The organism is Roseomonas rosulenta (assembly GCF_016106005.1).
Lineage (GTDB): Bacteria > Pseudomonadota > Alphaproteobacteria > Acetobacterales > Acetobacteraceae > Neoroseomonas > Neoroseomonas rosulenta.
The window spans coordinates 1-10,499 of record NZ_JACADR010000151.1 but is presented as its reverse complement, the minus strand read 5'-3'; the positions used below and the strand labels follow the sequence as shown (position 1 = coordinate 10,499).

The 10,499-nt window shown below is 72.9% G+C and carries 11 protein-coding genes; 6 read left to right on the top strand and 5 right to left on the bottom strand.

Annotated features, from left to right (window positions below; all coding sequences use genetic code 11):
• From HW578_RS16840 to HW578_RS16830, 3 genes are all read left to right on the top strand, one after another.
• The coding region (locus tag HW578_RS16840; protein WP_232479041.1) for a sensor histidine kinase at positions 1–506 on the top strand (506 nt) is incomplete at its 5' end.
• Positions 503–1,933 (top strand): metalloprotease TldD, encoded by a 1,431-nt coding sequence (gene tldD / locus HW578_RS16835; RefSeq protein WP_198371774.1) that lies wholly within the window; start codon positions 503–505, stop codon positions 1,931–1,933. The genes HW578_RS16840 and tldD, both read left to right, overlap by 4 nt.
• A 63-nt stretch (positions 1,934–1,996) precedes the next feature.
• Positions 1,997–2,242: a hypothetical protein gene (locus HW578_RS16830; RefSeq protein WP_198371773.1), complete on the top strand. Its 246-nt coding sequence runs from the start codon at positions 1,997–1,999 to the stop codon at positions 2,240–2,242.
• A 7-nt stretch (positions 2,243–2,249) separates the two neighbouring features.
• On the opposite strand, the gene HW578_RS16825 is transcribed toward HW578_RS16830, so the two are convergent.
• Together HW578_RS16825 and HW578_RS16820 are read right to left on the bottom strand one after the other, a co-directional pair.
• A complete protein-coding gene (locus HW578_RS16825) occupies positions 2,250–3,593 on the bottom strand; it encodes a glutamate--cysteine ligase (protein ID WP_198371772.1) in 1,344 nt (447 codons plus the stop codon).
• Between the two features lie 36 nt (positions 3,594–3,629).
• Positions 3,630–4,355 (bottom strand): 16S rRNA (uracil(1498)-N(3))-methyltransferase, encoded by a 726-nt coding sequence (locus tag HW578_RS16820; protein ID WP_198371771.1) that lies wholly within the window; start codon positions 4,353–4,355, stop codon positions 3,630–3,632.
• Positions 4,356–4,366: 11 nt separating this feature from the next.
• Between HW578_RS16820 and ubiA the strand changes: the two genes are divergently transcribed.
• Entirely contained in the window at positions 4,367–5,284 is a 918-nt protein-coding gene (gene ubiA, locus HW578_RS16815; RefSeq protein ID WP_198371770.1) for a 4-hydroxybenzoate octaprenyltransferase, read from the top strand.
• Positions 5,281–5,922 (top strand): class I SAM-dependent methyltransferase, encoded by a 642-nt coding sequence (locus tag HW578_RS16810; RefSeq protein WP_198371769.1) that lies wholly within the window; start codon positions 5,281–5,283, stop codon positions 5,920–5,922. Before ubiA ends, HW578_RS16810 begins: the two co-directional genes overlap by 4 nt.
• 176 nt (positions 5,923–6,098) lie before the next feature.
• Here the strand turns inward: HW578_RS16810 and HW578_RS16805 are convergent, their stop codons facing one another.
• Positions 6,099–7,343 carry a c-type cytochrome gene (locus HW578_RS16805; protein ID WP_232479040.1) on the bottom strand — a complete coding sequence of 415 codons (1,245 nt, stop codon included), beginning with the start codon at positions 7,341–7,343 and terminating at the stop codon, positions 6,099–6,101.
• 14 nt (positions 7,344–7,357) lie between these two features.
• On the bottom strand, positions 7,358–8,107 hold the full coding sequence (locus tag HW578_RS16800; RefSeq protein ID WP_198371767.1) for an SDR family NAD(P)-dependent oxidoreductase: 750 nt from the start codon (positions 8,105–8,107) through the stop codon (positions 7,358–7,360).
• A gap of 229 nt (positions 8,108–8,336) precedes the next feature.
• Here HW578_RS16800 and HW578_RS16795 point away from each other — a divergent pair, with 229 nt between their 5' ends.
• Positions 8,337–9,347 (top strand): C-terminal binding protein, encoded by a 1,011-nt coding sequence (locus tag HW578_RS16795; protein WP_198371766.1) that lies wholly within the window; start codon positions 8,337–8,339, stop codon positions 9,345–9,347.
• Here HW578_RS16795 and HW578_RS16790 read toward each other — a convergent pair.
• The coding region (locus HW578_RS16790; protein ID WP_198371765.1) for an MATE family efflux transporter at positions 9,325–10,499 on the bottom strand (1,175 nt) is incomplete at its 5' end. The genes HW578_RS16795 and HW578_RS16790 overlap by 23 nt on opposite strands.

The window sequence follows — 10,499 nt, the reverse complement described above, 5'->3', positions numbered from 1 at the left end:
TGGGTCGCGCGCCGGTCGATGTCGCCGCGCTGGCCCGTGCGCTGGCGGAGGCGACGCAGGACCAGGCCGCCGAGGCCGGCGTCAGCCTCGCGGTCGAGGGCGGACCCGCGCTGCCCGCGGCGCGCGTGGACGAGCGCCGCCTCAGGCGCGTGCTCTCCGCGCTGGTCGGCAATGCGGTGAAGTTCACCCCGGCGGGCGGCAGCGTGCGGCTCGTGGTGCGGGCCGAGGCGGGCGGCGGCCTCGCCATCGCGGTCGTGGACACCGGGATCGGCATGGCGCCCGAGGACATCCCGCGCGCCTTCGAGCCCTTCACCCAGCTCGATTCGTCCCATGCGCGGCATTTCCCGGGATCGGGCATCGGGCTGCATCTGGCGCGCCTGCTGGCCGAGGCGATGGGCGCGACGCTCACGCTCGACAGCAGCCCCGGTGCGGGCACCACCGCCACCCTTCGCCTGCCGCCGGCCATCACCACATCTGCCTACGTGGCGACTGAGGAGACGACATGACCGCCCTTGCCACCACCGACGCCCTGTTCTTCGGCTTGCTCGACCGCGGCGCCGCCGAGGCCCGCCTGCGCGAGGCGACCGAAGGCTGCGAGGATGGGGAACTCTTCCTCGAATACCGCGAGAGCGAGGCGATCGCGATCGATGACGGTCGCATCCGATCGGCCAGCTACGACGCGACGCGCGGCTTCGGCCTGCGCGCCGTGAGCGGCGAGGCGGCGGGCTATGCCCATGCCGGCGAACTCTCCGATGCCGCGCTGGCGCGCGCCGCATCGGCGGTGAAGGCGGTGCGCCAGGGCCGGTCCGGCACGCTGGAAGCGGGGCCGCGCGCGACCAATGCGCGGCTGTATGTGGATGCCAATCCTCTCGCGCAGATGGATTTCGCCGCCAAGACGGTGCTGCTCCAGCAGATCGACGCCTTCGCCCGCGCCGCCGACCCGCGCGTGGTGCAGGTCATGGCCTCGATCACCGGGGAATGGCAGGCGGTGCAGATCCTGCGCCCCGACGGTCAGCGCGTGGCCGACCTGCGCCCGCTGGTGCGCTTCAATGTCTCGGTGGTGGTGGAGAAGGACGGGCGGCGCGAGACCGGGTCCTTCGGCGCGGGCGGTCGCTTCGACTACGCGCGCATCCTGTCCGAGGAGTCCTGGAAGGCCGGCGTGGCCGAGGCCCTGCGCCAGGCGCTGGTCAACCTCGAGAGCGTGCCGGCGCCGGCGGGCGAGATGGAGGTGGTGCTCGGCCCGGGCTGGCCCGGCATCCTGCTGCACGAGGCGATCGGCCACGGGCTCGAGGGCGACTTCAACCGCAAGAAGACCTCCGCCTTTGCCGGGCTGCTCGGACAGCGCATCGCCTCGCCTGGCGTCACCGTGATCGACGACGGCACCATCCCCGACCGCCGCGGCTCGCTGACCGTGGATGACGAGGGCACGCCCACCAACCGCACGACGCTGATCGAGGACGGCATCCTGGTGGGCTTCCTGCAGGACCGCCAGAACGCCCGGCTGATGGGGGTGGCCCCCACCGGCAATGGCCGCCGGCAGTCGCACGCGCATATCCCGATGCCGCGCATGACCAACACGGTGATGCTGGGCGGGGCGCATGCGCCGGAGGAGGTGCTGGCGAGCGTGAAGCGCGGCCTCTATGCGGTGAACTTCGGCGGCGGGCAGGTGGACATCACCTCCGGCAAGTTCGTGTTCAGCGCGTCCGAGGCCTACCTGATCGAGGATGGGAAGATCGGCGCGCCGGTGAAGGGCGCGACGCTGATCGGCAACGGGCCGGATGCGCTGACCAAGGTGGCGATGGTGGCGAACGACATGGCGCTCGACCCCGGGATCGGCACCTGCGGCAAGCAGGGCCAGGGCGTGCCGGTGGGCGTGGGCCAGCCGACGCTGAAGATGACGGGACTGACGGTGGGCGGCACGGCGGTGCGCTGAAGCGTTTCCTTCCGGTCCGGGGCTCCCCGCCTCAATCTGCATCGCATGATGGAGGGCAGCGAAATGATCCCGACACAGCCGATCTCCCCCGAGCTCGACGGGGCGCAGCGCGAGGAGGCCCGTCGCCAGGCCGAGAATCAGACGGGCCAGGCGCTCGATGCCGCCAGCGCCATCGCGGATGCCGTTGCCAATGGTGTGGTCGAGACGGCGGGCGCCGTCGCGGGCGCGGCGCTTGACGCCACCGTCACTGTGGCGAAGGTCTCTCTTGACGTGGTGGGCGGCATCCTGGGCGGGCTCGGCGACCTCTGAGGCCGTTCTAGACTGCCGCCTCGCCGAAGATCCGCGACGCGTCCCCGCCCCAGACCCGCGCGCAGCGGTCGAGCCAGCGATCCGCCTGCGTCTGTCCCGTGGCGACCATCGCATCCAGCGGATCGAGGTGCATCTCCTCGCCCAGCCCGCGCGCCTTCAGCCCGTCCCGCGCGATGGCGAGGACGTCGCGCGCCACATCCTGCAAGGTTCGCCCGGCGATGGTCGCGGTCAGCGCCTGCGCGGGCACCGCGTTGCGCAGCGCACGGATCTCCTCGACCGACCAGCCCGCGGTCAGCGCGCGCGCCGCCTTCTGGGCCGCGTCGTCGTACAGCAGCCCGACCCAGAAGGCGGGCAGCCCCGTCAGGTAGGCCGGCGCGCCGGCATCCGCGCCGCGCATCTCCAGGAACCGCTTCAGCCGCACATCGGTGAAGACCGTGGTGACATGGTCAGCCCAGTCGCCCATCGTCGCGGTGTGGCCGGCGAGTGCCTCCGCGCGGCCTTCCAGGAAGGCGCGGAAGGGAATGCCGGCGGCGTCGATGTAGCGCCCCTCGCGCATGATGAAATACATCGGCACGTCGAGCACCCAGTCGGCGAAGCGCTCGAAGCCGAAGCCGTCCTCGAAGGCCACCGCCGGAATGCCGGTGCGGTCGGGGTCGGTGTCGGTCCAGACCTTGCCGCGCAGCGTGCGGTAGCCGTTGGGCTTGCCCTCGGCGAAGGGCGAATTGGCGAACAGCGCGGTGGCCAGCGGCTGCAGCGCGAGGGAGACGCGCAGCTTCTCGACCATGTCGGCCTCATCGCCGAAGTCGAGGTTCACCTGCACCGTGCAGGTCCGCAGCATCATGTCGAGGCCCATGGCGCCAACGCGCGGCATGTATTCCCGCATGATCGCGTAGCGGCCCTTGGGCATCCATGGCATGTCCTCGCGCTTGGCCAGCGGATGGAAGCCGAGCGGCGCGAAGCCGAGCCCGAGCGGTTCGGCGACGCGACGCACCTCGTCCAGGTGGGCGGCAGTCTCGGCATGGGTCTCGTGCAGCGTGCGGAGCGGCGCGCCCGACAATTCGAACTGCCCGCCGGGTTCGAGAGAGACGGAGGCCTCCCCGCGCTTCAGCCCGATCGGGTTGCCGCGATCCAGGATCGGTTCCCACCCGAAGGCCATCAGCCCTTCGAGCATGGCGCGGATGCCGCCCGGCTCGTAGGGCGGCGGCGAGAGGTCGTCGCGGCGGAAGCCGAATTTCTCGTGCTCGGTACCAATGCGCCAGGCGTCGCGCGGCTTGCTGCCGGCGGCGAACCACTCGGCAAGCTGGCGCGCCGAGGTGATCGGCGTGGGATCCGACTCGCCGGGATTCGACATGCAGCCCTTCCACGAACGCCGCGGGACGCGGCGCCTTCAGGTCGCGGTCCAATCCCCCGCCAGTGCCTGAAGCACGGCGAGGCCCGCCACCGCCGCCGTCTCCGCCCGCAGGATGCGGGGGCCGAGGGCGACGGCAGTAACAAAGGCACGACCGGTCGCGTCGTCAAGTTCAGCAGGATCGAAACCACCCTCGGGGCCGACGAGCCATCCGCAGGGCAGGCGTGTTGTCGCAGCAACGTCACGAATCGGCGCGGAGGCGCGGCGTTCGGCGGCCACCAGCAGCGGCGCGCCATCCCAGGCATCGAGCACGGCATGGAGCGGTGCCGCCGCATGCACAACGGGCACCGACAGGCGTTCGCATTGTTCGGCCGCCCCGCGTGCGATGGCGGCCAGGCGCTCGATGTTCACGCGATCGACGACGGTGCGCCGCGTGGTCACCGGCCGGATGCTGGCCACGCCGAGCTCGGTCGCCTTCTCCACCACCCAGTCGAGCGCATCGCGCTTCAGCGCGGCGACCACCAGGCGAAGATCGGGCTCAGGTGCCGGCGCGCGCGACTGCGCACCGAGGGCGAAGGCGCAGCGGTCCTTGCGCAGCGCCACGATGCGCGCAGGAAACTCGCCGTCCCGCGCGTTGAACACCGACATCGCATCCCCCACGCCACGGCGCAGCACCGTGCCCAGGTGATGCGCCTGCGCCGGCGTGCCGGGCAGTTCCGCGCCTTCGGCCAGGGGTGCGTCGAGAAAGAGGCGCGGGGTGGACATGGCGGGTCTCCATGCCCCTTATACGGCGCGTGAGCGGATACACCGACATACGCGCCGGCGGCTGGGTCGCACGCCTGCCCGAGGGCTGGCGCCCCTACGCGCTGCTGATGCGCCTCGACCGCCCGATCGGGTCCTGGCTTCTGGTGCTGCCGGGCTTCTGGGCCTTCGCGCTGGCCGCGCCTTCCTGGGGGCGGGGGCTGTGGCTGACCTTCCTGTTCGGCCTGGGTGCCGTGCTGATGCGCGGCGCCGGCTGCGTGGTGAACGACCTGTGGGACCGCGACATCGACCGCCAGGTGGAGCGCACCGCGGGGCGTCCGCTCGCCTCCGGCGCGGTGACGCCGCGACAGGCGCTGGCCTTCCTGCTGGCGCTGCTGGCGGTGTCCTTTGTGATCCTGGTGCAGTTGCCCTGGGCGGCGATCCTGCTCGGCGTGCTCTCGCTGGTGCCGATCGCGCTCTATCCGCTGGCCAAGCGCGTGACGGACTGGCCGCAGGCGGTGCTGGGGCTGGTCTTCTCCTGGGCCGCGCCGACGGGCTACGCGGCCGCGACCGGCGGGCTGGATGCCGCGGCGATCGCGCTGTGGGCCGCGGGGTTCTTCTGGATCCTGGGTTACGACACGATCTACGCGCACCAGGACCGCGAGGATGATGCGCTGGTCGGCATACGGTCCACCGCGCTGCGCTTCGGGGACCGCACGCGGCCCTTCCTAGCTGCCTGCTACGCGGTGACGCTCGCGCTGCTGGCGCTGGCCGGCGCGCTGGCGGGGCTGTCCTGGTGGTTCGCGCCGGCGCTGCTGCTGCCCGCGGCGCTGCTGGCACGGCAGGTGGTGAAGCTCGACATCCGCGACCCCGCGCTCTGCCTGCGGCTGTTCAAGGCGAATCGCGACGTGGGGCTCGCCATCGCGGCAGCCTTTCTGATCGGCCGGCTGTGACGGCCGAGGACTTCGTCCGCGCGCACACCACGATCGCCCGCGCACCCCTGGTGCCCGAGATCGCGCTGCATCTCGCGAGCGAGATCACGCCGATCTGGCAGGCGACCGAAAGCTGGCTGGCGGAGCGCAACATCGAGCCGCCCTTCTGGGCCTTCGCCTGGCCCGGCGGGCAGGCGACGGCACGGCTGCTGCTGGACGAACCGGCCCGCGTCGCGGGCCGGCGCGTTCTCGATTTCGCCGCAGGTTGCGGGATCGCGGCCATCGCCGCGGCGCGCGCGGGTGCCGCACTGGTGGAAGCCGCCGAGATCGACCCGCTCGCGCTCGCCGCCGTACGCCTCAATGCCGCGCTGAATGGCCTTCACGTCGCGACACCCGAGGGCGACATCGTGGGCGCGCCCTGCCGCTGGGATGTCATCCTCGCCGGCGATGTCTGCTACGAGGCGCCGATGACCGCGCATGTCCTGCCCTGGCTGCGCGCCATGGCCGAGGCGGGCGCGGAGGTGCTGCTGGCCGACCCGGGCCGCGCCTACCTCCCGCGCGAGGGCTTGCAGCCGCTGGCGCGCCACGCCGTGCCGACCACGCTCGAGCTCGAGGATCGCACGATCCGCGAGGTCACGATCCACCGGCTGCTGGCCTGACGCCGCGCCCCCTGCGCGCGACGCGTCGCAGGACCTTGGCGCACCCCTCAGTCCGCGCTGCCTGCCGTGCCGGTCGCGGGCGGGATGCCCGACCACCGTGATCAGCGCCGTCACCTCCTTGCGCCGGGCGGCCGCGACATCGTCACGCGCCACACCGGCCGCGCAGCGGGGACCGATCAGCGCGTCGCCTGTTCCAGGAAGCGCAGCAGCGCCGCCAGGTCCTCGGCATTCTCGACGCGCTGCACCGGCATCTTCGTCCCTGGCGTCACCACATCCGGCCCGCGGGTGAACAGGTCCGCGACACTTTCCGGCGTCCAGACGATGTCCCCGCGCGCCAGGCGCTCGGAATAAGTATAGCCCGCGACGGAACCCATGCGCCGGCCGAACAGCCCGTGCAGGTGCGGGCCGGCCATGTTGCCGCCCTCCGCGCTCAGCGCGTGGCAGGCGGAACAGGCGCGGAACACGCGCGCGCCATGCGGATCGAGGCCCTCCCGCAGAGCCGGTTCGCCGGCATCGCCCACCGGCCCGAGCGCACGCCCCGCCACCGCATCCCACCGCCGCACGCGGCGATCCGCGCCACCGGTCCAGAGCGTGCGCCCATCCGTGTCGAACGCCGCCGACCAGACCGGCGTGCCGGGGCCATCGAGGGTTCGCAGCAGCCGCCCCTCGGGCAGGCCGATCACCGCCACGCTGCCGCCCAGCCCCGCCGCCGCCAGGAGCGTGCCCGCGGCATTCGCCGCCAGTGCCGCGATCGGGCGTGAGCCCGAGAAGACCTCCCGCACCGCGCCATCGGGTGTGAGCACATGCACCGCGCCATCCACCCCGCCCACCGCCAGCCCGCCATCGGGCAGCGCCGCCAGCGCGTTGCGCGGCAGGCCGAATTCGGCGAGCACATCGGCCGTGCCGTCCTGCCGCCAGGCGCGCAGCGTGCCGTCGAAGCCGGCACTGACCGGCACCCCATCGGCGCGGAACACCACGGCATTGACGTTGCCGCGATGCCCTTCGAGCACGCGGGGCGCGGCACCCTCGCGCCACAGCCGCACCGTGCCGTCCCAGGCCGCGGAGGCCAGCACGCCGTCGTGCCAGGCCAGCCCCGCCACCGGCGCGTCATGCCCGTCCAGCACGCGCAGCGGCTCCCCCGCGCGCGGATCGGCGGGCCAGATCGCGATGCGCCCATCCTCCCCGCCCGAGGCCAGGCCGCCGCCAGGGAGCGCCACCAGCGCATTCACCGCCCCCGCATGCCAGCGCACCACCGCACGCGCGCGCCCGCTCGCCAGGTCCCAGAAGATTACGGACTGGTCAAAGCCCGCCGAGGCCAGCGCACCGCCGCCAGGGGCCACCGCCAGCGCGCGCACCGGCCCGCCATGCACCGCGCCCTGGTCCTGCGCGGCCGCCGGCAGCGCCAGGAGCAGTGCGAGCAATGCGCGCCGCAGCATCAGATCACGACGCCGCCGCTGACATGGATCACCTGCCCCGTGACATAGGCCGATCCGGGCGAGGCCAGGAACGCGATCGCCGCCGCCACGTCGTCCGGCGTGCCAAGGCGCTTGAGCGGAATCCGCGCAGCGATCGCATCCCATTGCGCGGCATCGAGCGCGGCATGCGCGCCCGGGTCCTTGCGCGTATAGCCGGGGGCGACCGCATTCACCGTCACCGCCGGCGCCCATTCGAGCGCGAGTGCCTTCACCAGCGCCTCGACCCCCGCCTTGGCCGCGGCCGAGGCCGCGAAGACCGTCACGTCGTTGCGGAACAGATGCGCGACGAAGGAGGAGACGGCGATCAGCCGAGGATCGCGCCCCTCGCGCAGGATCGGCCCCGCCGCGCGCGCGATGCGCAGGAAGGCGAGCGCTATGGCGTCGTGGCTTCTCGCGAAGGCAGCATCGGTCAGCGTCGCGACCGGCGTGCGGTCGGCGAAGCCGGCATTGGACACGACGACATCGAGCCCGCCCAGCAGCGCCGCCGCTTCCTCCACCGCGCGTTCCGGCGCGCCGGGCTCGGCCAGGTCGCAGAAGATCTCGAAGGCCTCCCCGCCCCGCTCGCGCACCGCGGCGGCGGTGCGCGCCGAACCCTCGCGATTGCCGCGCGTATGCACCGCGATGGCAACGCCGGGTGCAGCCAGGGCGCGGCACGTCGCCGCACCGATGCCGCTGGCGGCGCCGGTCACGAGAATGTTTCGATCCGCCATCGCATCCTCTCCCTGCGCCATGCCCCCGTCCCGCGGTCACGAGCATCGCCGTCGAACACTACAACACGGGATGGAAGGCCATGAAGACGCTGTCGCCGCGTGGAGGATCGCGCGTGGCGGCAGCAGGGCCTTCCTGGCGTCGCCAGCGGTGTTCCGGCCGCGCGGCGCGCCGGGTTGCCCGCCCGCCCCGCCCGCCGCATCCTCCGCCGCGACGCGACGGAGGACCCGCATGACGCTGACCGTGCTCGAGCCCGAGGGACTGTATCCCGACACCTCACTCGAGCAGCGCATCATGGGTCCCTCCGTGCGCATCCTGCAGGGGGCGTGCAGATCCTCGCTGGCCGAGCTGCCGGACGAACTCTGCCAGCAGGCCGATGCGCTGATGACGCTGCGCATGGCCGTGCCCGCCGACCAGATCGCGCGCTTTCCAAAGCTGCGCGTCATCATCCGCATGGGTGTGGGCTACGACCGCGTGGACCGTGCGGCGGCAGCGGCGCGGGGCATCAAGGTCTGCAACGTGCCCGACTACGGCACGCAGGAAGTGGCGGAATTCGCGGTGCTGATGGCGCTCGCGTTGCGGCGCGGCCTCACGCTCTACCACGACACGCAGCGCGGCCCGAACCCTGCACCCTGGGGCGTGATGCGCCACCCCGCGGTGCGCCGTCAGGAGGTGCAGACCTTCGGCATCCTGGGCCTCGGGCGCATCGGCACGGCGGCGGCGCTGCGCGCCAAGGCGCTCGGCTACCGCGTGGTGTTCTTCGACCCGGCGCTGCCGAACGGCGCCGATCGCGCCATCGGCGTGACGCGCTGCCGCACGATGGACGAGATGCTGGCCCAGGCTGACGTGCTCTCCATCCATTGCCCGCTGACGCGCGCCACGCGCGGCCTGGTGGGGGAGCGCGAACTGCGCCTGCTGCCGCAGAACGCGGTCGTCATCAACACCGCGCGCGGGCCGATCCTCGACATCGATGCACTGGAGGCCGTCATGCGCGAAGGCCATGTCGCCGCGGCGGGCCTCGACGTCATCCCGGTCGAGCCCCCGGTCGAGTCGATCCCCTCCCTGCTGCGCGCCTATCGCGACCGGGAGGACTGGCTGACCGGGCGCCTCATCATCTGCCCGCACATTGCCTTCCACACGCCCGAAGCCTGGGACGACATCCGCCTCAAGGCCGCCGAGACCATGCGCGACGTTCTGGTGGACGGGCTGAACACCAACGTCATCCCGCCCGAGAGCGACTGAGCGGCGCGCCGGCGGCGGCGGCCGACAGCCGCCGCCAGCGCAGCAGCATCATCGCGGCGACCAGCGCCAGCCCCACGCCGAGCCCGGCCCACACACCCGGCGGCCCAAGCCCGCCGTAGCGCGCCGCCAGCAGCCCGAAGGGCAGCCCGATCCCCCAATAGCCAAGCGCGGCAAACAGCATCGGCACGCGCGTGTCCTTCAGCCCGCGCAGCGCGCCGGCCGCCACCACCTGGATCCCGTCGCCCATCTGGAAGGCGCCAGCGATGATCAGCAGCGTCGCGCCGAGTGCTGCGACCGCGCCCGACTGCGGGTCGGCCGGATCGAGGAACAGCTGCGCGATGGCGGAGGATGCCAGCACCAGCACCAGCGCCATCGTCGCCATGAAGCCCGCGCCCAGCGCCACCGCCACCCAGCCCGCCCGCGCCGCCCCGCGCGGATCGCTCGCGCCGATCGCGAGCCCCACCCGCGCCGTGGCGGCCTGGCCGATTCCCATCGGCACCATGAAGGTCGCGGATGCCGTCTGGATCGCGATGGCATGCGCCGCCACCGCCACCGTGCCGAACCAGCCCATGGCGAAGGCCGCCGCGGTGAAGACCCCGATCTCGAGCAGCATCGTTGCCGCGATCGGCAGGCCGACGACGAAGACCTCCCGCAGCCGCCCGGCATCCAGGCGCCAAACTCGCCCGAAGAGCCGGAAGCGCCGGAACACGCGGTCGCGCCGGATCAGAACGACCAGCGCCAGCAGCATGCCGATATTGGCGATTGCGATGGCGAGCCCCGCCCCCAGCACGCCGAGCCCCGCCGGGAAGATCAACGCCCAGGCGATCGGCAGGTTCAGCGCGACCGCCGCGAAGGAGACCCACATCGCCGCGCCGGGCCGCTCCATCGCCGCGAGGAAGCCGCGCAGCACGACGAAGCCGCAGAAGCCCGGCATGCCGAACATCGCCGCGCGCGTGTAGTCCTGCGCCAGCGCCGCCAGCGCCGCGTCCTGGCCCAGGGCGCGCAGCACCGCGGCCGATTCCCACAGCAGCACCCAGGTCGGCACCAGCATGATGGCGCAGGCCCAGAAAGCGGCGCGCGTCGCGCGGCGCATCGCGCGCACCCAGCCGCGCCCCGCGACACCCGGCAGCCGCCCCGCCCCGCGTGCCTGCG

Coding starts and splice junctions, on each gene's coding strand:
- HW578_RS16800 (WP_198371767.1), bottom strand. CDS start 8,107: ATGGCGGATCGAAACATTCTCGTGACCGGCGCCGCCAGCGGCATCGGT.
- HW578_RS16820 (WP_198371771.1), bottom strand. CDS start 4,355: ATGTCCACCCCGCGCCTCTTTCTCGACGCACCCCTGGCCGAAGGCGCG.
- HW578_RS16825 (WP_198371772.1), bottom strand. CDS start 3,593: ATGTCGAATCCCGGCGAGTCGGATCCCACGCCGATCACCTCGGCGCGC.
- HW578_RS16795 (WP_198371766.1), top strand. CDS start 8,337: ATGACGCTGACCGTGCTCGAGCCCGAGGGACTGTATCCCGACACCTCA.
- tldD (WP_198371774.1), top strand. CDS start 503: ATGACCGCCCTTGCCACCACCGACGCCCTGTTCTTCGGCTTGCTCGAC.
- ubiA (WP_198371770.1), top strand. CDS start 4,367: ATGCCCCTTATACGGCGCGTGAGCGGATACACCGACATACGCGCCGGC.
- HW578_RS16830 (WP_198371773.1), top strand. CDS start 1,997: ATGATCCCGACACAGCCGATCTCCCCCGAGCTCGACGGGGCGCAGCGC.